27 protein-coding genes are annotated in these 26,447 nt (G+C 34.7%); 25 read left to right on the plus strand and 2 right to left on the minus strand.

Going from position 1 to position 26,447, the window contains the following annotated elements; translation table 11 throughout:
* Window positions 1–31 precede the first annotated feature (31 nt).
* From OZP07_RS20395 to OZP07_RS20450, 12 genes are all read left to right on the plus strand, one after another.
* The gene (locus tag OZP07_RS20395; RefSeq protein WP_281636544.1) at window positions 32–670 is read left to right on the plus strand and encodes a hypothetical protein; all 639 of its coding nucleotides are present in this window, start codon (window positions 32–34) and stop codon (window positions 668–670) included.
* A gap of 376 nt (window positions 671–1,046) precedes the next feature.
* On the plus strand, window positions 1,047–1,442 hold the full coding sequence (locus OZP07_RS20400; protein ID WP_281636545.1) for a hypothetical protein: 396 nt from the start codon (window positions 1,047–1,049) through the stop codon (window positions 1,440–1,442).
* The gene (locus tag OZP07_RS20405) at window positions 1,435–1,995 is read left to right on the plus strand and encodes an RNA polymerase sigma factor (RefSeq protein WP_281636546.1); all 561 of its coding nucleotides are present in this window, start codon (window positions 1,435–1,437) and stop codon (window positions 1,993–1,995) included. The genes OZP07_RS20400 and OZP07_RS20405 overlap by 8 nt, the downstream gene beginning before the upstream one ends.
* 169 nt (window positions 1,996–2,164) lie before the next feature.
* Entirely contained in the window at window positions 2,165–2,674 is a 510-nt protein-coding gene (locus OZP07_RS20410; protein WP_194643220.1) for a YceI family protein, read from the plus strand.
* 66 nt (window positions 2,675–2,740) lie between these two features.
* A complete protein-coding gene (locus OZP07_RS20415; RefSeq protein WP_281636547.1) occupies window positions 2,741–3,337 on the plus strand; it encodes a TetR/AcrR family transcriptional regulator in 597 nt (198 codons plus the stop codon).
* Complete coding sequence (locus OZP07_RS20420) at window positions 3,337–4,674, plus strand: TolC family protein (RefSeq protein ID WP_281636548.1); 1,338 nt, start codon at window positions 3,337–3,339, stop codon at window positions 4,672–4,674. Before OZP07_RS20415 ends, OZP07_RS20420 begins: the two co-directional genes overlap by 1 nt.
* Window positions 4,675–4,697: 23 nt before the next feature.
* Window positions 4,698–5,840, plus strand: coding sequence for an efflux RND transporter periplasmic adaptor subunit (locus tag OZP07_RS20425; protein ID WP_281636549.1), 1,143 nt, complete (start codon window positions 4,698–4,700; stop codon window positions 5,838–5,840).
* A gap of 138 nt (window positions 5,841–5,978) precedes the next feature.
* Window positions 5,979–9,443: an efflux RND transporter permease subunit gene (locus tag OZP07_RS20430; RefSeq protein WP_281636550.1), complete on the plus strand. Its 3,465-nt coding sequence runs from the start codon at window positions 5,979–5,981 to the stop codon at window positions 9,441–9,443.
* 151 nt (window positions 9,444–9,594) lie between these two features.
* Complete coding sequence (locus OZP07_RS20435; protein WP_281636551.1) at window positions 9,595–9,828, plus strand: hypothetical protein; 234 nt, start codon at window positions 9,595–9,597, stop codon at window positions 9,826–9,828.
* Window positions 9,813–9,962, plus strand: a complete 150-nt coding sequence (locus tag OZP07_RS20440; RefSeq protein ID WP_281636552.1) for a hypothetical protein — start codon at window positions 9,813–9,815, stop codon at window positions 9,960–9,962. The genes OZP07_RS20435 and OZP07_RS20440 overlap by 16 nt, the downstream gene beginning before the upstream one ends.
* A gap of 385 nt (window positions 9,963–10,347) precedes the next feature.
* Window positions 10,348–10,977 carry a hypothetical protein gene (locus OZP07_RS20445; protein WP_281636553.1) on the plus strand — a complete coding sequence of 210 codons (630 nt, stop codon included), beginning with the start codon at window positions 10,348–10,350 and terminating at the stop codon, window positions 10,975–10,977.
* Between the two features lie 205 nt (window positions 10,978–11,182).
* Window positions 11,183–12,418 carry a TMEM143 family protein gene (locus OZP07_RS20450; RefSeq protein WP_281636554.1) on the plus strand — a complete coding sequence of 412 codons (1,236 nt, stop codon included), beginning with the start codon at window positions 11,183–11,185 and terminating at the stop codon, window positions 12,416–12,418.
* Between the two features lie 63 nt (window positions 12,419–12,481).
* Here OZP07_RS20450 and OZP07_RS20455 read toward each other — a convergent pair whose 3' ends face one another.
* Both OZP07_RS20455 and OZP07_RS20460 read right to left on the minus strand, forming a co-directional pair.
* Entirely contained in the window at window positions 12,482–12,754 is a 273-nt protein-coding gene (locus tag OZP07_RS20455; protein ID WP_194642697.1) for a DUF4242 domain-containing protein, read from the minus strand.
* A gap of 412 nt (window positions 12,755–13,166) precedes the next feature.
* Window positions 13,167–13,526 (minus strand): toxin-antitoxin system YwqK family antitoxin, encoded by a 360-nt coding sequence (locus OZP07_RS20460; protein WP_194642696.1) that lies wholly within the window; start codon window positions 13,524–13,526, stop codon window positions 13,167–13,169.
* A 577-nt stretch (window positions 13,527–14,103) separates the two neighbouring features.
* Between OZP07_RS20460 and aspS the strand changes: the two genes are divergently transcribed.
* The 13 genes from aspS to OZP07_RS20525 all read left to right on the plus strand — a co-directional run bounded on the left by aspS (window position 14,104) and on the right by OZP07_RS20525 (window position 26,445).
* Entirely contained in the window at window positions 14,104–15,855 is a 1,752-nt protein-coding gene (aspS, locus tag OZP07_RS20465; RefSeq protein WP_281636555.1) for an aspartate--tRNA ligase, read from the plus strand.
* Window positions 15,856–15,866: 11 nt separating this feature from the next.
* Window positions 15,867–17,735, plus strand: a complete 1,869-nt coding sequence (locus tag OZP07_RS20470) for a hypothetical protein (protein ID WP_281636556.1) — start codon at window positions 15,867–15,869, stop codon at window positions 17,733–17,735.
* Between the two features lie 2 nt (window positions 17,736–17,737).
* Window positions 17,738–18,148, plus strand: coding sequence for a hypothetical protein (locus OZP07_RS20475; RefSeq protein ID WP_281636557.1), 411 nt, complete (start codon window positions 17,738–17,740; stop codon window positions 18,146–18,148).
* A gap of 196 nt (window positions 18,149–18,344) precedes the next feature.
* Entirely contained in the window at window positions 18,345–18,539 is a 195-nt protein-coding gene (locus OZP07_RS20480; RefSeq protein ID WP_115814005.1) for a cold-shock protein, read from the plus strand.
* A 231-nt stretch (window positions 18,540–18,770) separates the two neighbouring features.
* Complete coding sequence (locus OZP07_RS20485; RefSeq protein WP_194642690.1) at window positions 18,771–19,136, plus strand: NADH-quinone oxidoreductase subunit A; 366 nt, start codon at window positions 18,771–18,773, stop codon at window positions 19,134–19,136.
* Window positions 19,137–19,297: 161 nt separating this feature from the next.
* On the plus strand, window positions 19,298–19,846 hold the full coding sequence (locus OZP07_RS20490) for an NADH-quinone oxidoreductase subunit B (protein WP_115814007.1): 549 nt from the start codon (window positions 19,298–19,300) through the stop codon (window positions 19,844–19,846).
* A 3-nt stretch (window positions 19,847–19,849) separates the two neighbouring features.
* A complete protein-coding gene (locus OZP07_RS20495) occupies window positions 19,850–20,383 on the plus strand; it encodes an NADH-quinone oxidoreductase subunit C (RefSeq protein ID WP_281636558.1) in 534 nt (177 codons plus the stop codon).
* 23 nt (window positions 20,384–20,406) lie between these two features.
* Window positions 20,407–21,645, plus strand: coding sequence for an NADH-quinone oxidoreductase subunit D (locus tag OZP07_RS20500; protein ID WP_281636559.1), 1,239 nt, complete (start codon window positions 20,407–20,409; stop codon window positions 21,643–21,645).
* Between the two features lie 80 nt (window positions 21,646–21,725).
* Window positions 21,726–22,256 (plus strand): NADH-quinone oxidoreductase subunit NuoE family protein, encoded by a 531-nt coding sequence (locus tag OZP07_RS20505; RefSeq protein ID WP_194642687.1) that lies wholly within the window; start codon window positions 21,726–21,728, stop codon window positions 22,254–22,256.
* 3 nt (window positions 22,257–22,259) lie between these two features.
* Window positions 22,260–23,330 carry an AAA family ATPase gene (locus OZP07_RS20510; RefSeq protein ID WP_194642686.1) on the plus strand — a complete coding sequence of 357 codons (1,071 nt, stop codon included), beginning with the start codon at window positions 22,260–22,262 and terminating at the stop codon, window positions 23,328–23,330.
* Window positions 23,330–23,959, plus strand: coding sequence for a DUF3226 domain-containing protein (locus tag OZP07_RS20515; RefSeq protein ID WP_194642685.1), 630 nt, complete (start codon window positions 23,330–23,332; stop codon window positions 23,957–23,959). The genes OZP07_RS20510 and OZP07_RS20515 overlap by 1 nt, the downstream gene beginning before the upstream one ends.
* Window positions 23,960–23,966: 7 nt before the next feature.
* Window positions 23,967–25,334, plus strand: coding sequence for an NADH-quinone oxidoreductase subunit NuoF (gene nuoF / locus OZP07_RS20520; protein ID WP_281636560.1), 1,368 nt, complete (start codon window positions 23,967–23,969; stop codon window positions 25,332–25,334).
* Window positions 25,335–25,413: 79 nt separating this feature from the next.
* Window positions 25,414–26,445 (plus strand): NADH-quinone oxidoreductase subunit G, encoded by a 1,032-nt coding sequence (locus tag OZP07_RS20525; RefSeq protein ID WP_281636561.1) that lies wholly within the window; start codon window positions 25,414–25,416, stop codon window positions 26,443–26,445.
* The last annotated feature ends 2 nt before the right edge of the window (window positions 26,446–26,447 follow it).

A 26,447-nucleotide genomic window follows, 5' to 3' on the forward strand; every position in this document is an offset into this window, starting at 1 on the left:
ATTTTTGCGTAATACTTAACCGTTATAACATATGGAATTTAAACCCGCAGACTTTTTTATTGGCTTAGTTGATTTTTTCTCCGTCCTTCTACCTGGATTTTGTGTTGTATACATTGTTACTGTCAATACATTTAATCAATGTCATAATTTTACAAATCCCTCATGGGTATACTACGCAATAACTTCCTATATCGTTGGACACATACTATACGCCTTTTCTGGTTTGTGGAAAAAAAATCTAAATGACTGGATGATTATTCAGTTTTACAGCAAAAAAGGGCTGCTTAGAAAACTTTTTAAAAACATGCCCGAATCAAGAGGCTTAGCATTAATTGAAGAAGCAGAAAAAATCAAAAACGAATACTTCAAAAATGAAAATTATCATCAGGATATTAAGTTTTATGATTGGATAAAAATTATTATTTCAAAAGATGACCCGCAATTAATAACAATTACACAGCGGTTAGAAGCGGACTCAAACTTTTTCAGAAGTTTCACAATTGTCTGCATTGTCGCAGCTTACTTTTACTACCAATGCACTCCTATCCTAATTAGTTCTATTTTACTATTTTTCTTTTCATTATGGAGATTTGTTAACCGAAGATTTAACGCGGAAGAATTTGCATCCTTATACATAATTAATAAGTACAAAATAAAATCAGAAAAATAGAAAAGTCACCTGCTGATATAGCTTATTATTAACCCGCTTTGGTACTCGTTTGCAAACGAGTACCCAATATCATTTAGTCAAGAGTTTTTTAATTTATTATCCAAAGGTAAATCTCGCAAAGCCGCGAAGCCGCAAAGGAATCCAATCATAACTTTGCGGCTTTGCGAGAAAAAATTTAAACTCAACTTAATGGCATTAAACGAGCATCAGTAAAGTTAAATAACTCCACATATTCAACTAATTTTATCCTAGCTAATTTGCAGTATCAAAAAAAAATCAAAAAAAAAGCCATTTCCGTAAAATATTTATCAAGTTCATTTGTCTACATAAATAGAAGGCTTCTTAAAATGAATTTAAAAAACAAAAAATATATACCATGAAAAGAAAAGGTTTTAAAATAGCAGGAATAATATTGCTCGTCATTGCAGCAGGTACAGGATTCAGTTTCGCAGTCATGCTGTTATGGAATGCACTTATGCCGAGCATATTTGGATTAGGAATTATTAGTTTTTGGCAGGCATTAGGCTTACTTGTTCTTTCCCGCCTTCTGTTTGGCGGTCACGGACATCACGGAGGTCCTAGATTTAAGGGTATGCGTCATAAAAATGCTATTCGTGAAAAATGGATGAAAATGACTCCCGAAGAACGCAAAGAATTTGTAAACAAACGCAAAGAGCACATGTGGGGCGGAAGATTTGGCCGCAGACATTTCTTTGGAGACAAAAATTTTGATTTCGACTGTACTGACTTCGACAAAAAAGATAATGAGTAATAACCCTCAGCTAGATGTCGGATCGCTGGTAACAGCTTATAAACCTCGTTTGGACGCGTTTATTCGTAAACGCGTTTCAAACAAGGAAGATGCCGAGGACATTCTGCAGGACGTTTTTTACCAGCTGGCAAAAGTAGATACTGCGATGAATCCGATTGAACAGGTAACTGCCTGGCTGTATCGGGTAGCGCGCAATATGATAATCAATAAACAGACAAAGAAGCATGAAGAAGAATTACCTTCCTACCTAAACGACGATGACGAGATGCTCAAAGATATTTCCGAAATGCTTTTCAGTAAGCAGACGTCACCATCTCCCGAAACAGAATACTTACGCTCATTGATGTGGGTTGAACTCGAAAATGCATTATCTGAACTGCCTCTGGAGCAAAGAGAAGTTTTTGAAAAAACCGAATTAGATGGTTTGTCATTCAAAGAAATATCCGAAGAAACCGGCATTTCTGTCAATACATTACTTTCGCGAAAGCGTTATGCTGTTCTGCATTTACGAAAAAGATTGTCCGAATTGTATGAAGAGATCATTTATTCCTAATTCTTCAGATTATTGCCCTAACAGACGGCAGATTATGAATTCGAATACAAATTACAATATAATTATCTAATTTTTAATACAATACAGTTAAAACAATGGAAACTTTATTTGTTTTTAAAGTTTCCATTGCTATATTTGCATTACAAAATTATTACAAAAAACTGAAAACATGGGAAATAAATGGAAAATTGATTCAAATGAATCTGACGTGCTGTTAAAAACAAAACGTTCTTTGATTGATTACATGCCCGGCACCAAAAATAATTTTAAAGGACACGTTGCCATACAGAACAATGAAGTAGAAAACGCTTCGATTGAATTTTCTTTGAAAGCAAACGGCAAAAACAATAACTCCGATTTGAAGTTAATCGACTTTTTTGATTATAACGAAATTCCTGTAATTCAGTTCAAATCAACTTCTTTTGAGAAGATAAACAAAAACATCAATTTCCTGAAAGGACATCTGACTATCAAAAACATTACAAAAGTTATCGAATTAGACACAGAATTTATTGGTTTCAAAAATGATAACGGAATTCGGAAAGCATCATTTGAAATAACCGGAAGCATTAACCGAAAAGATTTTGGTCTTAACTGCAATCCATACTATGCACACGGAAGCTATGCTGTAGGATCAGATATACAGCTTATTGCTAATTTAGAATTCACACATAATTAACCGCTGATTAATTTAACCTCAATCCCACCCAATCTATATTTTAACCAAAACAAGTAACCAAAAACAATGAAAGACAAAATCATATCCAAAGCAAGCGACTTATTTTTAAAACTTGGTTTTAAAAGCGTCACCATGGATGATATTGCCGGTGAAATGTGCATTTCTAAAAAAACGATTTATAAATATTTCTGCAACAAAGAAATATTAATTGAAGAAAGTACCGAAATGGTTCACAAGACCGTTCATGAAGTTATAAATACGATTGTTGCCAAAAATTACAATGCGATTGAGGAAAATTTTGAGATTCGGAAAATGTTCAAAGAAATGTTTCAGATAGCTGACACGTCTCCGCTCTACCAATTAAAAAAACATTACCCAGAGATTTATCAAAAGGTAATCAACCGGGAATTGGATGAATGCAATATGTGCTTTAAACAAAATATCGAAAAAGGTATTGACCAGGAATTATATCGAAAAGATCTGGATGTTGATGTTTATGTCAAATTTTACTACTCATTAATTTTCAGCATCAAAGAAAACACAGTCTCCGAAAGGGAAGCCACAAAACTGGAATTGGAAGCATTAGAATACCACACCAGGGCAATGGCAACCTTAAAAGGAATTGACGAACTTGAAAAACAATTACTTAAAACCAAAATATAATGAAAAAAACATTCATTCTAATGTTAACATTTTTGGGCGCGGGCGTATATGCGCAAGACTCGAATAAGAATTATTCCTTTTCATTACAGCAGGCAATTGCTCATGCGATTGAGTACAATTACTCCTCCATCAATTCAGGACGCAGTATTGAAGCCGCAAAGGAAAAAAAATGGGAAACTACAGCCATGGGATTACCTCAGATTAATGCTGGCGTTGATTATACAAACAATTTTGTTTTACAAAAATCTGTCGTTCCTGCCGAATTCTTTGGCGGTAAACCAGGCGAATATGCCGAAGTGGCTTTTGGAACAAAACACTCTATGATAGCGCGTTCCTCAATAAGCCAGCTTCTTTTTGATGGTTCTTATATTGTAGCGCTTCAGGCTTCAAAAACCTATTTGGCTTACTATCAAAATGCAAAAAAGAAATCTGATATTGAAATCAAGGAAATGGTAATTAACTCTTATGGTAATGTTTTACTGGCCAAAGAAAACATCGCCATTTTGGAAAAAAACATCGCATCTTTAACGAAAACGCTGAACGACACCAGAGCCACTTACAAAAATGGATTGATTGAAGAAGAAAGTGTTGAACAGTTAGAAATTACTTTGGCTTCTTTAGAAAGTACCTTAAACTACAACAATCGTTTATTGGACATTACTTATAAAATGCTGAAAATCAATTTAGGCATTGATATCAATGACCCAATCACACTGACAGATAAGCTGGATATACTGACGGTTCAAAACATTGATGCTTCTTTTTCCAATTCAAACTTTGATGTCAACAGCAATATTGATTATAAAATAGCCTCCAATTTTGAAGAGCAGCGAACATTGGAATACAAACTTGAAAGAAGTAAAGCACTGCCTTCGTTGTCTGCGAATTTTAATTTTGGATACACTGCTTATAAAGATCAGTTTGATTTTTTTACTAAAAACCAAAACTGGTTCAATTATTCGAATCTTGGATTAAGTTTAAATGTTCCAATATTCAGCAGCTTAGCTAGAAGCTCCAGAACACAGCAGGCAAAAATTGCTTTGGATCAGGCAAAAACAACTTTAAACGAAACCGAGCAAAAACTGAAACTGCAGTATGCTGCCGCAAAAAGCGAGTACGAATACAGCATCGCCGATTATGAAACTGCCAAAAGCAATCTGAATCTGGCAGAAAGAATCGAGAGAAAACAGCAGATTAAATTCAGTGAAGGGCTTTCGACCAGTTTTGACTTCAATGATGCGCAGCGTCAATTATATACTGCCCAGCAAAAATATCTGCAGACTATGGTCAATATCATCAATAAAAAAGCCAGTTTAGAAAAAATCATCACTCAATAACGACACTATTAAATACAACCAACATGAAAAAAATATTAATATTAACTACACTTTCCATCGTATTGATTTCCTGTAATTCATCAGAGAAAAACCAATCAACCGAAAGCATTATTGCCTCCAAAGACGTGAAAGCAATAACGGCCAAAAAAGCCGAACTACAGCAGCAGCTTACCCAAATCGATGAAGCATTGGCTGCTTTGGACGTGAACAAAGAAGTTGAAGCATTGGTATCTGCAGTAAAATTGAAAGATACTGTTTTCAACCACTATCTTGAGATTCAGGGAAGCGTTAACACTAATGAAAACGTACTGATTCAGCCAGAATTTCCTGGGAATTTAGTACAGCTGAACGTAAAAGCCGGACAAAAAGTAAGCAAAGGACAAGTTTTAGGACGCACCGATGATGGCGGAATGAGCCAGCAGCTGGCCAGCGCAGAAAACCAATATGCTCTAGCCAAAACCACTTTTGAGCGCCAGAAAAATCTATGGAGCCAAAAAATTGGTTCCGAAATACAATACCTTCAAGCACAGGCACAAATGATTTCGGCACAAAAAGGAGTAGCACAAATCAAAGCACAAATTGCAAAAACAGTCATCAAAGCTCCGTTCTCAGGAACTATTGACGAAGTTTTTGTAGAAAAAGGAGAAGTAGTTGCTGCCAGCCAAAAAGGATTAATGCGAATCGTGAATTTAGGAAATATGTATGTTTCTACTTCAATTCCTGAAACCTATATCGGAAAATTAAAAATTGGCACTGAAGTAGATGTTTACTTAACTTCATTAGGCAAAACCTACAAAGGAAAGGTACGCCAAATAGGGAACTTCATCAATCCAAACAACAGAAGTTTCGGAATCGAAGTCAGCGTTCCAAATCCGGAAAACTTATTACGCCCTAACCAAGTCGCTAAACTAAAAGTGATTGATTATGTAAGCAAAAATGCTGTGGTTGTTCCAACAAATGTAATTCAGCAGGATGGTAAGAAAAACAGTTTTGTCTATACAGTAGCTAATTCTAACGGAAAAACAGGCATTGCCAAAAAAGCAATTGTAAAAACTGGCCAGTCGTCAGACAATGTAACCGAAATTTTAAGCGGTTTGAATGCTGATGCAATAATTGTTACCGAAGGCATGAATACCATTTCGGACGGGATGAAACTTAATTTTTAAAATGATTTTGATTGTAGATTAACGATTTTCGACTGCAGATTGCTGCAACGGTAAAATCTAAAATCTTATGTCTGACTTCTTAGTTAATCACACTATACATCTAAAATCAAAAATCGTTAATCTAAAATCTCAAATTAAATGAGCCATCAAAATAAAGAATTCGGAATATCAAGCTGGGCTGTCGAAAACCGCGTAACAGTCTATATACTGACACTGCTGATTGTAATTACCGGAGTCATTGCCTATGTTACCATGCCGAGAGAGGATTTTCCGGAAATCATAGAAAACAAGGTTTACATTTCATCTGTTTTCCCAGGAAACTCGGCAGAGGACGTGGAGAAATTAATCATCAAACCGCTTGAAAAGGAAATCAAAAACATCAGCGGTGTAGATAAAATCACATCCAGTTCCTTTCAGGATTACGGAATGATTATCGTTGAGTTCGAAGACAAAGTCACCATTTTGGACGCCAAAACCAAAATCAAGGACAAAGTAGATATCGTAAAAGCAGATACCGACTGGCCAAACCTTGACAACGGAAGCAAAGTAGAACCAAGCGTTTTTGAATTGAACATTTCGGAAGAAGTGCCGATTCTAAACATCAATCTACAGGGAAACTACACCACACAGCAGCTTAAAAAATACGGAGAATTACTTCAGGACGATATTGAAGAAATTCCTGAAGTAAAAAAAGTAGACATTCTGGGTGTTGATGACAAAGAAGTGGAAATTGCTGTTGATATTTTCAAAATGACAGCAGCGCAGGTTTCGTTTGATGACATTCAAAGTGCCGTGAAATATGAAAACATGACGCTTTCGGGAGGAAATTTAATTTCGCAGGGATCCAGAAATAACATCCGAATTGTGGGTGAAATCAAAGATCCTAAAGAACTGGAAGACATTATCGTAAAACACAACGGAGGAACCGTTTACCTGAAAGACATTGCGGTAGTCAGTTTCAAAGAAAAAGAAAAAACTACTTACGCCCGTGAGAAAGGAACCGAAGTAGTAATGCTAAACGTGAAGAAACGTTCCAACCAGAATATGATTTCGGCAATCGAACAGGTTAAAGAAAAGATCAAAGTAGCTCAAGCTTCCTATCTGCCTTCCAATCTAAAAATCGAATTAACAAACGACCAATCATCACGCGTTGAACATCAGGTTGATGAACTTTCAAACCATATTATTTTTGGTATTGTACTGGTAATGATAGTACTAATGTTTACAATGGGACTGCGTAACTCCTTGTTTGTAGGAGCAGCAATTCCGCTGTCAATGCTGATGGCGTTTAGTATACTTTCCGCTTTTGGACTAACGCTGAACACGATGGTTCTTTTTGGATTGGTTATGGGACTGGGAATGCTCGTGGACGACGGTATTGTGGTGGTAGACAACGTATTTGCCAATATGAAAAAAGGAATGCCGCGCATTGAGGCTTCCAAAATAGGTATCGGCGAAATCGCGTGGCCGGTAATTTCTTCTACAGCCACTACCTTGATGGCCTTTCTTCCTTTTGCCTTATGGCCTGGAACTATGGGTAAATTCATGAAATATTTTCCAATGACACTGACAGTAACACTTACTGCTTCATTATTTGTTGCTATGGTTGTCAATGCTGCTATGACAGGAGGTTCCATGGATATTGAAGACAAAAACGTAACTAAAAAATCAGCAAAAACGTATTCCATAATCTTTACGATAATTGCAGTAATTTTTGTGTTTCTTGGAAACATGTATGATTCAAAATTTGCTAAAGCCATTGGTCACTTGGCTATTATTTCATTAGGGCTTATGTGGCTGTATAAATTGAAACTGTATCAATGGACACAGGATTTTCAGCATAGTTTTTTTCCTAGAATGGAAGACCGATACAAATCCTTTCTAGCTAAAATTTTGACCAAAAGAAGAGCTTGGTATGCCCTAGCCGGAATTATTGGAATGCTGTTTTTCTCTTTTATCCTTTTGGGAATATTCCCGAGAAAAGTACTTTTCTTCCCGGATAATATTCCGAATCAGGTAATCGCTTATATCGAATACCCACAAGGGACCGATATAGAAAAAACCAATAAAGCTACTTTATTTGTGGAAAAACAGGTGATTGCCATTTTGAATAAATATGTAGATCCAAAAACCAGCAAAAACTATTTGGCCGAATCCATCGTCTCCCAAGTGGGAGTTGGTGCAGGAAATCCAAATGTAGATGCAGGATCGGCCTCGGAAACTCCTTTCAAAGGAAAAGTAACGGTGAATTTCTCCGAATTTAAATTCAGAAGAGGCATCAACACCGCTGACATTCTAGAAGAAATCAGAGGTAAAGTAAAAGGAATCGCCGGAGCAACGGTAACTGTTGAAAAAGATGCCAACGGACCACCGGCTGGATATCCTATTAGTATTCAGCTTACCGGAATCGATTATGACGAAATGCTGAAAGAAGCTGACAAAATGATCACTTTTATCAATTCCAAAAACATTCCTGGAATTGAGCGTTTGAGCATCGATGTAAACAAGGAAAGTCCTGAACTGGAGGTAAAAGTAGATCGCATAAGCGCAGGAAGTCTGGGTGTTTCGACAGGACAATTGGGTTTTAACCTGCGCCGTTCTGTTTATGGACAGGAAATCTCGACCTACAAAGAAGGCGATGACGATTACAACATCACGATGCGTATGCAGGATGACCAGCGTAAAAACGAAAACATACTGTTCAATCAAGCACTGACTTTCAGAAATCCAGCTAACGGGCAAATGATGCAGGTGCCTATTTCGGCGGTTTCCGAAACAGAAAAAACGACCACCTACAACCAAATCAAAAGGAAGAACCAAAAACGAATCATGACGGTTTATTCCAATGTTTTGACCGGTTACAATGGAGACGAAATCACCAAACAGATTGCTGCCGATTTAAAAGGCTATCAATTACCAAAGACGGTTACCTATTCGTTCTCTGGAGTGCAGGAAGAGCAAGGGAAAAACCAAAGTTTCCTGATGTATGCGCTGTTTTTGGCTATGGCCGGTATCACCATCATCATCGTACTTCAGTTTAATTCGGTTTCCAAAACCATAGTTATTCTGTTTACAGTAATCCTGAGTTTCAGCGGGGTATTTTATGGTTATGTTATCGCCAATATGGATTTTGTGATCCTGATGACTATGATGGGAATCATTTCGCTGGCGGGTATCGTGGTGAAGAACGGAATCGTATTAATGGATTTCTTCGTATTGTTATTAGACAAAAAAGTAGCTGATAATCATTTACAAAGCCACGACGATTTAACGCTTGAAGAAATCAAGGAAGTAATCATTGAATCTGGTAAATCAAGGCTGCGTCCTGTATTGCTGACGGCACTTACTGCCGTATTGGGATTGATTCCGCTGGCTATTGGACTGAACTTTGACTTCTTCTCTTTAATAACCGACTTGAATCCGCACATATTTATGGGAGGAGACAACGTTATTTTCTGGGGACCATTGGCCTGGACCATCATTTTCGGATTGACTTACGCAACGGTCTTGACCCTGATTATGGTACCAGTGATGTTCTATCTGGTAAAAAGAACCAAATATTGGTTAAGAGACCGAAGAAAATCAGTAACTGCTGAAGAATAATTTTTAAAAAATTTATAATTAAGGCCACCTGAAATTTGAATTTTGGGTGGTTTTTTGTTTTTTAGAATTATTAACTAACAAAATTCCTCAACACATCAAGAGCTCAATTTAAAAATAAATCTTTACTTTTGAATAGTAAAAACTGTAAGTTATGGATATGACAGCTCAAATAAAGAAAAATCTAATTTCCAGAATTAAAGATTCTAAGGATTTGAACTTTCTAAACGCACTTCAAACTATATTTGACTCATCAGAACAAGCCTTATATCAATTATCTGCCGAAGAACAATCATCGATTGAAACTGGAAGAAGCGAAATCAAAGAGGGAAAATTTCATAATAACGATGAAGTAATTTCTGAAATGCGGGAATGGCTAAAAAAGTAATAGTTTGGTCAAAAGTTGCAAAACTTCAGCTTGCAGCTGTATTAGAATATTATCGCGAAAGGAATGGTAATCCAAATTATAGTTTAAAACTGCTTAAAGAAGTAGAAGACTTATTAAATACACTTTCACTCTGAACTAATTGGAAGACTGACTTCAAATAAATTTACACGTGTAATTCCATTGAAAGTTTATCTTATTTTCTATGAAATAAATGGAGATAGAATCGAGATTGTATCATTTTGGGATAACCGACAAAATATTGAACGCAGAAAAATAAAATAATTATAAAACGAACCTAGTTTTCTTTCAAGCTAAGTTTGTTTCTTTTTTATAATTCCCGTCTCCTATCAAAGAATAATTTTTTAAACTTTATATAACGAAAACCACCTGAAATCTGATTTCGGGTGGTTTTATTATTTTTTTTTAGAAATGGAATGAGTATGTTTGAAAAATGAAGTAACCAGCACACATCCATATCACAAAAAGAAAAGAGTTAATTAATTATTTTAATTTAAAAAAATGAAGCTTAAAAAAATACTATTGTTGATCTTACTAAGTTTGAGTTTGAATCTATTTGCACAAGTAACAACAACAAAAGAAGATACAAAAATTGAAATATTAAAAGCTAAATTAGTTGACAATAGTAGTGTTTTTGGAATCAGACAACTTAAAGTGACTAGTGATGATGTAAGAAAAGTAATGATTAAAACAAAAATTAAATCTACAATTTTTAACAAAATAAAATTAAGTGCATTTTCACTTTTAGATACTAAAAATAAAATTCGCTACAGACTTGCAGATTATAAAGGCTATACAGGAGTTATAGGTTATCCAGAATTAATACCATTTAGAAAAGATAAAATTTACAATGAAAAAGGGAATGAGATTATGGGAGATTGGCTACCCCCATACAGTAATTACGAAAAAGATTATTTTAATGAATTTGATAAAGAAGGATACAGTAATTTTGAGATGAAAGTTAATTTCGGGACAACTGAAAAACCAAAATTAAGTATTGTTTATTTTGGGCAAACTAGCTACGAAAAATTTACCGCTGAATTATATTTTACAATTTTAATAGAAAAAAAAGATTCAGATTATGAATTATATTATAAAAATGAAAAAATAAGTGATATAAAATTTGAATAAAGACCTCGCTCAGCACCCTCCTTCCTTTGCATGTTTTTATCAATCGGGAAATATAGCGGATGAGCAGAAACCCATACCTACTAATAAAGCCTATTCTTTAGCTTCTATAACTTTTTGAAAGCGTAACAGAAATGTTATTGATTCTGCGTTTTGTACTTTACCTTTGCCAAACTATAGAAAGTTACATTAAAGTCCCGAATCCAAAATGAAACGAGAACACTACATTCCTTTTGACAAGGAATTCCTGCTCGAAGAGCAGCTTGCTGAATATACCGGAGACGAAAAACAGGCCGAAGATTTCAAAAAACTGTTTGACATCATTGAGCATTATTTTCACTACGAAGCCTTTAACCTGATTCGGAACATAAAAAAGAATTACGCTTTTTTTGATCCTGACCTTCCTCCAAAAGAACGGGAAACATTTAAAGAGAAAAGCGATTTTTCAGTTTTTAAAGAGTCATTACATAAAGTTTTGGAATTAAGCAATTATTCCAGAGTCAGTCAGGAAACTCTGGACAAAGCTTTTCAGGATTCCGATTTGATAGGACTGAAACTGGACATTGATCTGGATGTTTATAAAGACTACGAAATATATGTCAGAGGCCAGCATACTGCCAAAGAAAAGATCACTAAATACTTTTTCTGGAAGAAAAAAATCGAAGTCGAATATTATGACCGCGTGATGATTTACCTCAAATATCACGATGCGGATTATTATAAAAAGAATAAGCTCAAAAAGGGGGAAAAATTAATAGAACCCGGAACCGTCGTTTTGAAGATTTTCAAACGCGTTCCCAAAAACGATCTCGAAACAATTTTCCCAAATGCCATTCCCAAAATGTCGCTGACCGACAAACTGCTGTTATGGGTTCCAGGTATTGTCGGGGGAATCTCGCTGTTGAGTGCCAAAGTGATTCCTGCTTTGATTAATATGCAGGCGGCTTATCAATCCGGTGAAACGATTGATCTTTTGAACAGCAAAACATCGTTGAACCAAGGCTTGATTGCTCTTGGAATTTTGGGTGCTTACTTATTCCGCCAATACAATAACTTCGTGAACAAGAAAATAAAGTATTCCAAGATGCTTTCAGACAGTCTTTATTTCAAAAACCTAGGGAATAACAGCGGGGCATTTTATTCTTTACTGAATTCTTCGGAAGAAGAAGTATTAAAAGAAACCATCCTTGCCTATTCATTTTTGAACAAAAGCAAAACTTCATTGACTGAAGAGGAACTGGATCAGCAAATTGAATCTTGGTTTAAGACAAAACACAGCACCGACCTTGATTTTGATGTGACTGAGGCTTTACAGAAACTAAAAAACAGCGGACTTGGATTTGAAACCGACGGCAAGTGGAATGTAATTCCGCTTGACAAGGCACTCATTAGAATGGATGAGATTTGGGATGGGGTTTTCAATTATAGCGAATTGACAGCTTAACCCTAAGCATAAAAAAAGGAGAAAGCTTTTAGTAGTTTTCTCCTTTTTTATAAAACTTACAAACTACTCGGCAGTAACCGGATCAATTATTTCAGTAACCAGACTTATTTTATTAGCTGGAAAGCCACCTTTATCGGCATGTTCCCGAATCATTTCTTCATTAGGGGCAATATATACACAATAAATTTTGTCATCAGTCACATAACTGTGCTTCCACTGTATTTCCGGTCCCATTTTCCGTAACACATCACAGGATGCATTCGAAATAGCTTTTAACTGCTCCGGCGTTAAATCCCCGGCATTGGGAATCTCCCTTTCAATAACATACTTTGGCATACAAATTAAATTAAAAAGTTAGAATACAATAATTTATAGAAAACCTCTTTGAATCCATTTTAAAAAAACAAACGGAACTAAAGCGGTTTATTCAGAAAGGGGCAGTACAGACAATTGCTTTTTAAACATACAAGCACTACAGCAGTCAAAATCGGCTGATACAGTAACCCATAAAAGCCGATTTCTAAACAAACACAAACGTTATGATTCTGTGCATACGCAAATAGATATTTAAACGAACTGACTCTCTATTTCACCCTGAATCACAGCCTGTATTCTATATTAAAGGTACGATAAATACCGGTACCAAATTCGGGCTTAACAAACTTATAACACTGAAAATCAATTATAAAAAAAGGAGGAAACCATAACGGCTTTCCCCCTTTTTCTTAAATTAACTATGTAAAATTATCTAGTTTGAAGTCGCAAAGGCATCTTGTCTCCAATTTTTAACTTTTGCTACTTTATTATTGGAAAAATCCACTTCGCAAAGACTGTTTTTATCATTATTCTGAGACCAGAAAAACCATTTACCAGTTTTTACTCCCGCAACGTATTCGCCAGAGGCAATTTTGTCACCCGCTTCGTTGTAAGAAACCCAAATTCCTTCCAATTTACCGTTTTCAAAATATCCTTCTTGCTGCACTTGTCCATTTTCATAAAAATAAGTAGCTTTAAGTTTTTTACCAAATGGCTCTAAAACAGGTTTTGCATCTTGGGCAAAAATTGCACCAGAAAATAATACCGCTGCCAAAATCATTATCTTTTTCATATCGTTAGTTTTTAATTGTTTGTACCTTACTTGTATCAAAATTAGAAACAAATTTCACATTAAAAAAACATTTTGGTAACAATTTCATAACACAGACAAAAGCTTAACATTGGAACTTAAACAACATGTATTTTACTTACAAAATATTACTTTTTTGAAGCGATTTAAAAAAGTGGCTGCACTTTTTTGGAGCAGGAACATCTTGCATTTTTGAAAGTTCCCTCCAGCCTTCCACTGTATCTATTGTGCCGAACCCCGGCACAATAGGATGCCGTTTCAGTCTGGGCTAAAATACAGCATTTTTACTTTTTTTAGAATTAACCGCTGTTGTCCATAATAAGGACTAACTGGTTTTAAAAAATTTTTAGGCATTAACTGTAAATTTAACAAAACAAATAATAAATACAATTTGATATAAAATTCATAATTAGTCCTAAATTTGCACTCGTGCTAAAAAGCAAAAACTAAAATTTATATCATCTACGGAAGTCATAATTGTGGCATTTGAAATTAAAAGGAGGAAGCCCAGCGGGCTTCGGGTATAATAATCTAAATAACACTTGTAAATAAAAATATAATGTACAGAAGTCATACATGCGGAGAGTTAAACGCCTCACATATCAATACCGAAGTTACGCTTGCCGGTTGGGTTCAAAAATCAAGAGATAAAGGATTTATGAATTGGGTAGATTTACGCGACCGATACGGAATTACACAATTGATTTTTGACGAAAGCCGTACCGTAAAAGAAGTTTTTGAAGCTGCCAAAACTCTTGGGCGCGAATACGTGATCCAGGTAAGAGGAACCGTTATTGAGCGTGAAGCCAAAAACAAAAACATTCCAACGGGAGAAATAGAGATTTTAGTTTCTGAACTAAATATTTTAAATGCTGCTTTGACACCGCCATTTACCATCGAAGATGAAACTGACGGTGGTGAAGACATCCGAATGAAATACCGTTACCTTGACATTCGAAGAAATCCAGTAAAAAACAGCTTGCTTTTCCGTCACAAAGTGGCAATGGAAGTACGTAAATACCTTTCGGATTTAGATTTCTGCGAAGTAGAAACTCCTTATTTAATTAAATCAACGCCGGAAGGCGCAAGAGATTTCGTTGTTCCGTCAAGAATGAACGAAGGACAATTCTATGCTTTGCCACAATCACCACAGACTTTCAAACAATTATTGATGGTGGGCGGAATGGATAAATATTTCCAAATCGTGAAATGTTTCCGTGACGAGGATCTGCGTGCAGACCGTCAGCCGGAGTTTACACAAATCGACTGCGAAATGGCATTTGTAGAGCAGGAAGACATTTTAAATGTTTTTGAAGGATTGACTCGTCATTTGCTAAAAGAACTAAAAGGAATTGAAGTTGATAAATTTCCTCGCATCACTTATGAATATGCGATGAAAACTTATGGAAATGACAAACCGGACATTCGTTTCGGAATGAAATTTGGGGAATTGAACGAATTTGCACAGCACAAAGAATTCCCGGTTTTCAACTCAGCTGAATTAGTAGTGGGAATTGCCGTTCCGGGAGCAGGAAATTATACCCGTAAAGAAATTGACGCCTTAATTGACTGGGTAAAACGCCCGCAGGTAGGCGCAAGCGGAATGGTTTACGTAAAATGCAATGATGACGGAACATTTAAATCATCAGTAGATAAATTTTACGATCAGGAAGATTTAGCCAATTGGGCAAAAACAACTGAAGCAAAACCAGGTGACATGATTTTTGTACTTTCTGGACCAGCCGATAAAACAAGAGCACAGTTGAGCGCTTTGCGTATGGAATTAGCTGCTCGTATTGGATTGAGAAATCCAGCCGAGTTTGCACCGCTTTGGGTTGTCGATTTTCCTTTGTTAGAATTTGATGAAGAAAACGGACGTTACCACGCGATGCACCATCCATTTACTTCCCCAAAACCGGAAGATATGCATTTACTGGAAACCAATCCTGGAAAAGTACGTGCCAATGCCTACGATATGGTTTTGAACGGAAACGAAATTGGCGGAGGATCAATCCGTATTCACGACAAAGCAACACAGCAGTTGATGTTTAAATATTTAGGCTTTACAGAGGAAGAGGCCAAAGCACAATTTGGATTCTTAATGGATGCCTTTCAATTTGGAGCTCCGCCTCACGGAGGCTTAGCTTTTGGTTTGGACCGTCTTGTTGCGATTCTGGGCGGACAAGAAACCATCCGTGATTTTATTGCTTTCCCAAAAAACAATTCAGGAAGGGATGTTATGATTGACGCTCCATCCATTATTGATGAATCTCAGTTAAAAGAACTTTCAATAAAATTAGACTTAGAATAGCTGTAAAGAGCATGAAAAAGATTTTTTTACTGCTTTTTGCAATAAACCTATATGCACAGAGCCCAAAACAGGTTTTGTATTCATTTTACGATTGGAAATATCCAAAAATAAAAATCGAAAGCAGCACAATTAGTATTGCCATAGAAGATTCATCAGGCAATAGTATAATTGACAATCAGATATCTGCATATGCAGTAAAAAATCTTAATTTCAGAAATTTAGAAATAGTTTCACCTGGAAAAAGCAACTATTTAATAGATATTCAACCTATAAGCACGAATCTCGCAACAGCTGTAGAAAAAAATACTATTGGAAATGAAATTAGCTATACCGGGAATATTATTTTTGATGCAAAACTAAATTTCACCATAAAACGAAATAATGAAATCATTTACACTAAAGATTTCAATTATTCTCAAACCGTTTCAAGTGTAAGCGCTTACAACAACTATAGCATAAAAACAGAGGAAATTGCAAAAAGCCAAGCACAGCTATTACTTAAAAACTCTAGTGTAACAATTTCTCAAAATTGCCGCGATATCTATAGTAATATTGTTTTATATAATTTTTTCAAAGAAATTAAAGAAACCATTGATTTCAGCAGAATTGAAGAGAACCTTCCTTTATACAAATTCAAAGATGATGATTTTGAACAAATCAATAAATCTGTTGATGCTTTTGAGTTTACCAGAAAATTAGAAGACACTGAAGAAAACTATCTTAAGATAAAAAATCTTCTTCAAGAGAGTATTCAATTTTGGGAAAATGAAGTTTCCAAATATGATGTCAATAATAAAAAAACAAAAAAAATTTATTGGGCATTAATGGCAAATATTTCAATCAGTTACTACGCTTTGGGTGAGAATGTAAAAGCACTCGAATTTAAAGACAAAGCATTACTGGCAGATTATAACAAATCCTATCGGTATTTAACCGAAATGCCTGAGAAAAGAAAACAAGAACTAGCGTTTATATTGAATTCAGAAGGCAAACCCTTTATCGATTTTGCAAATAACAATTTTTCAAAAAAACAGAATTTCGACGCTATATATTTTGCCAATGGCAAAGGAAAATTGATTATTAACAGCAATGTTTCTGATGAAGAAATCGCTATTAAAAAAAATCGTGTTCAAGTTATTTATAATGTTTTGGCATGCTCCAAATTTTATGATTTCCTGATAAATATTGTAAATGATTTTAATGAGAAAGAAGAAGAGAAAAGTTTGTTTTTTAAAAATACCGATGATTACTTTTTAAAATTAACAAAGCGTTACAATGATTTAAGCAAAGAATTACTTGTTGCCGATTTGAAAAATTTTAACATGGATGAGAAACAAGCTATTTTAAAAGCATCTAATAACATCTATTATTTAACCAACGTTCTTTACGACCGCTTAAACCAATCGTCAACCGAGATTAAAGAAGCCGGAAAAGAAAAACACAGCACAGATTTTGATAAAACTTTTAGGCTTATAATCCGAATAAAAGATCTCTTGGCAAATTACGAAGGTAAAACCAAAAAACAAGACCTTCAAGCCTTAGCCAATATGGTTTTTATTAGTCAAAATAAAATCCTTATGGATCTCCCTTACATGGGCTTATTGGCAGATGAACTTTCGACCGAGGGATACAGCGAATACACAAAACAAACAAAAGTTTATCAGAGTCTCTTTAAGCAATATAAAAAAACATTGAATTCCTTTTTTGCGAGTGACATTTTAAAAGACTTACACGAAAAAGAAAGAATAAAATTTAATGACATTATGTATTCTTTTTATATGCCTTTATCAAAAGAAAAAATCGAAAATATAAACACTAAATTTAAAAATAAATATAATAGCGAATCTATAGTAAGACTCTTAATGCTGTATTCTAAATAATTATGAAAATCTTTTTACCGATTTCATTTCTTTTTATTTTATATGGCTGTGTTTATATACCACAGGCAACAGTAAAAAAAGATATTTATTCAAAACAAGATGCCGATAATCAAGAAAGAGAGTTTAATCTACAGGTCAAAACAGTAAGTTTCTCTGATAAAAACAAATACAATGAAATTGAAATTGAATATGAACTGAAAAACAATTCTAAGCTATACATTTTTGATAAAAAATTAAAGAACTATACATTATTTTTTATCCTAAAGATGAAAGATGGCCGGGAAATTGCAAAAGAAAAAAAAATTTGGTCAATAATTCCCCCAAATACAGCCATAATAGAAAAAGAAAATATTTATGTATCTGATTATCTTGTTCAATCCTGCACAACAAGGATTTATACAACATATAGATAAAAAGGACACCGCTAAAAAATATTTTCGCAGCGATTAACAAATCTCAATTCAAACAATTACATATTAAACTAAATTCAAACAATTAGGTAAAAACACTTGAATATCAATATTTTTACAAAAAAAATAATATCATATTGATTTTCGTATTATATTAAAGATTACATTTGCGATATTATAAATTATTATTACTATTACAATGCGTACAGGTACAGTTAAATTTTTCAATGAATCTAAAGGTTACGGATTCATTACAGACGAAGAAACAGGAAAAGACATTTTTGTTCATGCATCAGGAATCAGCGCGGAAGAACTACGCGAAGGTGACAGAGTTAGCTATGAAGAAGAAGAAGGAAGAAAAGGTAAAGTTGCAGCTAAAGTAGCAGTACTTTAGTATTAAAATAGCTTACTGTTTTATTGCAAAAACGTCTAAAAAACGTTCCGATTTAATCGGAACGTTTTTTTTTGTCCGTATACTAAAAACAGCACTTAAAAGCGTTATTTATAATCAATAAAAATTAGGACCGCATTAAGTTAATGTTTCTACTAAATATGATACAAAATTTGTGTTTTAGTTACACTAAAGCTATCTTTGTAACTTAATATAAAGCAAAAATTGATAATTATGCAATCTGAACAAATAAACTATATCCCAATCTTTATGCAGCTTGTTTTAGCTGTAGGATTTGTTGTAGGCATGATCATTATTTCAGGAAAATTAGGACCAAAAAGGCTCTCTGAAAATAAAGACAAAAACTTCGAATGCGGTATCGAATCAGTTGGAAACGCAAGAATTCCTTTTTCAGTAAAATACTTCATCGTAGCCATTTTATTTGTACTTTTCGATGTAGAGGTAATATTCCTATACCCTTGGGCTGTGAATTTCAAAGACTTAGGCATCGAAGGGATGATAAAAATGATTATCTTTATGTTACTTCTTTTAGTCGGCTTCTTCTATATCATCAAAAAGAAAGCTCTAGAGTGGGAATAAATTAAAAATTCAGGTTTTTGGATTTTAGACTTTAGATTATGCCAACTAAGAAAATTTAAAACTAGAATTTAAAATTTAGATTTTTTTTAAAATATAAAATATTGATTTTATTTATATGATTCATTAGAATCAAAAATTTAAAATCTAAAATCAAAATTAAAATGAGTGATTCAAAAGTAAATATGGTTGCCCCGCCAGAAGGTGTTACTGGAGAAGGGTTCTTTGCTACAAAACTGAATGATGTTGTGGGATTAGCACGTGCAAATTCTCTTTGGCCTTTGCCTTTTGCTACTTCTTGCTGCGGTATCGAATTCATGGCAACAATGGCTTCACATTATGATTTGGCACGTTTTGGTTCTGAAAGGGTAAGTTTTTCTCCTCGTCAAGCCGATATGCTTTTAGTAATGGGAACAATCTCAAAAAAAATGGCACCAATTCTGCGTCAAGTATATGAACAAATGGCCGAACCTAAATGGGTAATTGCCGTTGGTGCCTGCGCTACATCTGGAGGAATTTTTGACACTTACTCTGTATTGCAGGGAATCGACAAAGTAATTCCAGTAGACGTTTATGTCCCTGGCTGTCCTCCTCGTCCGGAACAAATTGTAGATGGTGTTATGCAGCTTCAGGAATTAGTTAAAAACGAATCTGTAAGAAGAAGAAGTTCACCTGAGTACAAAGAATTATTGGCATCTTATAACATTCAATAAAAAATGGCATTAGAGACAACAGAAATTCAAGAGAGGTTAATGGAAAATTTTGGATCAAAAGTTTCAAATTTTGAACAAGCAAAAGACATTTTCACTTTTGAAGCAGATTCGGACATCAATACAGCCGTTATCTTATTTTTAAAAAATGATCCAACTTTACGTTTTCATTTTTTAACCGATTTATGCGGCATACATTATCCTGATAACGAAGAAAACAGACAGTTTGCTGTCGTTTACCACTTACACAATTGGTACGAAAACAAACGCATCAGAATTAAATCTTTCCTAACTGGTTCCAATCCAGAAATTAAAACAGTTACAAATATCTTTTTGGGAGCCAATTGGATGGAAAGAGAAACGTATGATTTCTTTGGAATAAACTTTATCGGGCATCCTCAATTGAAACGTATTCTGAATATGGATGAAATGATTTCTTTTCCAATGCGTAAAGAATTCCCAATGGAAGACAGCGGAAGAACAGATAAGGATGACAGATATTTTGGAAGAACAACAACCAATCAGCCGATAGTAAAATAAATATAATTTTTCACATTAGATAAATGTCAGAACTATTATTACCACCAGAGCATCGCTATGCTAAAATAATCAAAGAGCGACACAATGAAGACGGAAGCGAGCTTTCTATTCTGAATTTAGGCCCTACTCACCCAGCTACACACGGTATTTTCCAAAATATTCTGTTGATGGATGGTGAAAGAATTCTTGAAGCTGAACCAACAATAGGTTACATTCATAGAGCATTCGAAAAAATCGCCGAAAATCGTCCTTTTTATCAAATCACACCTCTAACAGATCGTATGAATTATTGTTCATCTCCTATCAACAATATGGGATGGTGGATGACAATTGAGAAAACCTTAGGAATTGAAGTGCCAAAACGAGCACAATATCTTCGTGTTATTGTAATGGAGTTGGCAAGAATCTCAGATCACCTGATTTGTAATTCGATTCTTGGAGTTGACACTGGTGCTTATACTGGTTTTCTATATGTAATGCAGTTTAGAGAGAAAATCTACGAAATCTACGAAGAAATCTGCGGAGCACGTCTGACAACTAATATGGGAAGAATGGGCGGTTTTGAAAGAGACTGGTCTCCAGAAGCTTTTAGAAAACTAGATGCCTTTTTAGAAGAATTCCCAGCAGTATGGAAAGAATTTGAAAATCTATTTGTCAGAAACCGAATTTTCATTGACAGAACTGTTAATGTAGGAGCGATAAGTGCAGAAAAAGCTTTGGCTTATGGATTTACCGGACCAAATTTACGTGCTGCAGGAGTAGATTATGATGTACGTGTAGCACAGCCATACAGCTCTTATGATGATTTTGATTTCATCGTTCCAGTAGGAAAATCGGGAGATACTTATGACCGTTTTTGTGTCAGAAATGCTGAAGTTTGGGAAAGTTTAAGCATTATCCGTCAGGCTTTGGAAAAAATGCCGGAAGGAAATGAATACCATGCTGATGTTCCTGAATATTATCTTCCTCCAAAAGATGATGTTTACAATAGTATGGAATCCTTGATTTACCACTTCAAAATTGTGATGGGAGAAATTCCTGTTCCAGTTGGTGAAGTCTATCATCCAGTAGAAGGAGCAAATGGTGAAGTAGGATTCTATTTAGTAACCGACGGAAGCAGAACTCCTTATAGATTGCACTTTAGAAGACCTTGCTTTATTTTCTACCAAGCTTATCCAGAAATGATTAAAGGTTCAATGTTATCGGATGCAATTGTTATTTTATCAAGTTTAAATGTTATTGCAGGAGAATTAGACGCATAAAAAAATTAAGATTGCAGAATGTAGATTGCAGATTGCAGATTAAAAATCTAAAGTCTAAAGTCTAAAATCTAAAATTAAAAATGGAAAGAACACATTACAAACAAGAAATAAATATGACCGAAGCATTGATGTCCCGCATCAATGAATTAATCAGTCATTATCCAGAAGATAAACGAAAATCAGCTTTACTTCCCGTTTTACATGAAGTTCAGGACGCTCACGATAATTGGCTGAGTATTGAATTACAGGATAAAGTTGCCGAAATTCTACTAATAAAACCAATCGAAGTGTATGAAGTAGTAACTTTTTACACGATGTTTAACCAAAGACCAATTGGCAAATACATGTTTGAATTTTGCCAGACTTCACCTTGCTGTTTAAACGGAGTTGAGGATTTAATGGATTACACCTGTGAAAAATTAGGCGTTGGAATTGGAGAAACAACCGCTGACGGTCTTTTTGAAGTAAGAGGAGTAGAATGTCTGGGTGCTTGTGGTTATGCTCCAATGATGCAATTGGGTGATTTTTACAAAGAACATTTGACAAAAGAAAAAGTAGATCAGTTAATTGCTGACTGCAAAGACGATAAAATAATATTACACGATAAATAAAAAGTGGAAAACAATCATTTAACTTATTTCAAAATCGAAAATTTCAAGAAGTTTGACTCTCTTGAGGTAAACGATATTGGACAATTTAATTTGATTGTTGGCGATAATAATGTTGGAAAGACTTGTTTGTTGGAGGCTTTGTTGTTTGATGAAAAAGGAGAAGTATTAATTTCTAATTTTCATATGGGCTTAAGCAAAAGAGGAATGGATTTCAAAGCTGTCAAAATCCCATATGATATAGATGGTAGAATTGTTTTTGACTATGAATTCCCTCAAGGTCATTATTTCACTTGGGTAGAACAAAATAAGAATCAAGCTATTCGTTTTACATTTCACACACTTTTAGAAAAAAACAAATCAGTTTCAATATCTCCGATTAGTATTGGTGGTAATAAACAATTAGACAAATCGTCTGAATTAAAAGTAACATTTACTAACCATGTAGTATTGATTAATGATAAAACTTTTAACATCTATAATTACGATGAGAATATCCTAGACTTTCCCATGATAAGTTTTAATGATTCTCCTCTAGAAGAAGAAACAATAAAACTTTATGAAAGTTTGAAGACCAAAAATGATAAAAAAAATTTAATCGAAGTACTAAAAATAATAGATAGAAGATTAGTTGGGATAGATTTTAGAGAAAATTTTGAAGATTTAAAATCCGTTTTTTTAATCAGTTATGAAGATAAAGAAGAGTATTTCCCATTAAACACATTGGGAGATGGTTTCAAAAGAATATTTTATATCGTTTTGAAAATGTTATCCTTAAAAGGAAAAAGAATTTTAATCGATGAAATTGAAATAGGCATTCATTATTCCAAAATGAAAGATTTTTGGGTAAACATAATGAAGGTTTGTAAAGAGTTAGATGTACAATTATTTGCAACGACACATAGTCAAGAATGTACAGAAACATATATTGAGGCATCAAACTTGTTGAATTATAATAATGAAATTAGATTAGTAAAGCTAGAAGAAAGCACCAATAAAGATAAAATTTATGCTTCAACTTTTACATACAACCAAATTAGTGCAGGATTAGATTCTAATGTTGAATTAAGGGGTTAATGAAAGAGTACGGTTTAAATAAAATATTTGTTGAAGGTAAAAGCGATAAACTGTTTATTGATTTTTTGCTTAAATCCTTTTTTAAAATTGAAGATTCAAGTATCGTAATTGATGTAAAAGGGAAAGACAAATTAATAGATCAGCCGTTATTAGCTGATATTAAAAGAAAAGAAGAAAAAGCAAAAAATATAATTATTTTTGACACCGATTCAACAAAAATTAATGGAGGCAGGGAACAAAGAATAAAAGATTTAAATAATGTTGAAATTGAGTTAGGCGTAAAATTTGAAATATACTTATTGCCATTTAATGATGAGCGAGAAGGAATTTTAGAGGATTTATTAAACATTTGCGTTAAAAATGATTTTAGCTTTTTTGATAAGTGTTGGAAAGTAATGTTAAATTGTATAGATGATTCAAAAACTGAAAACTTAAATATTCCAGCACAAAAAGCATTTTTATATTCAAAAATTGATTTGTTTAAAAAATACAGAAGTACGAATTGGGATTATAAAGGTTCAACAGTTTATGATTATTCGGATAAAAATATTTGGGAGATAAACCCTGATGAAAATATAGAATTAAAAAAATTATTAGATTTCATAGATAAAAATCTATTTAATAATTAAATAAATTATGTCACAAAAAATATTATTAGACAAAATCAATATTCCAGGCATTAAAACCTACGAAGTATATCGTGCTAACGGCGGTTATGCTTCTGTAGAAAAAGCCTTAAAAACCTTAACGCCGGATGAAGTAGTTGAAGAAGTAAAAACTTCGGGATTGCGCGGTCGTGGTGGTGCTGGTTTCCCAGCCGGAATGAAATGGAGTTTTATCGACAAAAAATCGGGAAAACCAAGACATTTGGTTTGCAATGCTGATGAATCTGAACCAGGAACATTCAAGGATCGTTATTTGATGGAATATATTCCTCATTTATTGATCGAGGGAATGATTACTTCCAGTTATGCATTGGGCGCAAACCGTTCCTATATCTACATTCGTGGGGAATATATGTGGGTTTATAAAATATTAGAAAGAGCCATCGCCGAAGCTAAAGCAGCAGGCTGGTTAGGAAAAAATATATTGGGTTCTGGATTTGATTTGGAATTACATGTTCAAATCGGTGGCGGAGCCTACATCTGTGGTGAAGAAACTGCTTTGATTGAATCATTAGAAGGAAAAAGAGGAAATCCTCGTATCAAACCGCCATTCCCAGCTGTTTCTGGGCTTTGGGCTAACCCAACAGTTGTAAATAACGTAGAAACTATTGCAGCAGTGCCTTGGATTGTAAACAATTCGGGAGCAGATTATGCAAAAATTGGTATCGGAAGATCTACAGGAACCAAATTAATTTCAGCTTCGGGACATATTAAGAATCCTGGTGTTTATGAAATTGAATTAGGATTAAGTGTTTACGAATTCATGAATTCCGACGAATATCTTGGCGGAATGAGTTCTGACCGTCCATTAAAAGCTTTTGTACCTGGAGGAAGTTCTGTTCCGGTATTACCAGCACATTTAATTTACAAAACTGCCGCAGGCGAAGATCGTTTGATGACATACGAATCCTTAAGCGACGGTGGTTTTGCCACTGGATCAATGCTGGGTTCCGGAGGATTTATCGTATATAATGATACTTCTTGTATTGTTCGTAATACATGGAATTTCTCCCGTTTTTACCACCACGAAAGCTGTGGACAGTGCACGCCCTGCAGAGAAGGAACAGGCTGGATGGAAAAAGTATTGCATAGAATTGAAAATGGACACGGCCGCGAAGAAGATATCGAGTTACTATGGAGTATTCAAAGTAAAATAGAAGGAAATACAATCTGTCCACTTGGAGACGCAGCAGCCTGGCCGGTAGCAGCGGCTATTCGTCACTTTAGAGATGAATTTGAATACCATGTTCGTTTCCCTGAAAAAATAAAAAACAGAGACCATTTTACTGCTGAACCTTTTGAAAAAGTAAAGCATTTGGTAGCAAAACAAACAGTATAAAAAGTTGATGGTTGTTGGTTGATAGTTGATGGAATTCCAGAAACAAACAACCAACAACCATCAACTAACAACTAATAATATGAAAGTAACCATAGACGGTCAAGAAATTGAAGTAGAAGCAGGAACAACGATTCTGCAGGCTGCGCGCATGATTGGCGGCGATGTTGTTCCGCCAGCAATGTGCTATTATTCTAAACTAAAAGGGAGCGGCGGTAAATGCCGATGCTGTTTAGTCGATGTAACCAAAGGAAGTGATGCTGACCCAAGGCCAATGCCAAAACTAATGGCATCTTGTGTTACAGGCTGTCAGGACGGAATGGAAATCGCCAGTAAAGCATCCCCAAGAGTTCAGGAAGCAAGAAAATCTGTAACGGAATTTTTGTTAATCAACCACCCGCTTGACTGCCCTATCTGTGACCAGGCGGGAGAATGTGATCTTCAGAATTTAAGCTTCGAACACGGAAAATCAGCATCGCGTTATATTGAGGAAAAAAGAACATTTGAACCAGAAGATATTGGTCCAAATATTCAATTACACATGAACCGCTGTATTTTGTGTCAAAGATGTGTACAAGTTGCCGATCAATTGACAGACAATCGTGTTCATGGTGTAATGGATCGTGGTGATCATGCAAATATCTCTACTTGTATTTCAAAAGCCATAACAAATGAGTTTTCTGGAAACATGATTGATGTATGTCCCGTTGGTGCTTTGACTGATAAAACGTTTAGATTTAAATCAAGAGTTTGGTTCAACAAACCTTATAATGCACACAGAGAATGTACCACTCCAGGATGCTGTGGAAAAACTACCGTTTGGATGTTTGGAAATGAAATTCAGCGTGTGACTGGCCGTAAAGATGAATTCCACGAAGTAGAACAATTCATTTGTAACACTTGCCGTTTTGACAAAAAGGAGGTTTCTGACTGGGTGATTGAAGGACCACGCGAGTTTGAAAAAGATTCAGTTATTAATCAAAATAACTATACACGTCCGTTGGAGAAAGTAGAAATCGCTACTGAGAAAAATATTCTTTTGGGCAGAGACCAAGACCGTAAAAAGATAAGTATGGCTTCAAATCCATTGGACATTAACACTCAAAACTCTTAAAA

Source organism: Flavobacterium marginilacus, from assembly GCF_026870155.1.
GTDB lineage: Bacteria > Bacteroidota > Bacteroidia > Flavobacteriales > Flavobacteriaceae > Flavobacterium > Flavobacterium marginilacus.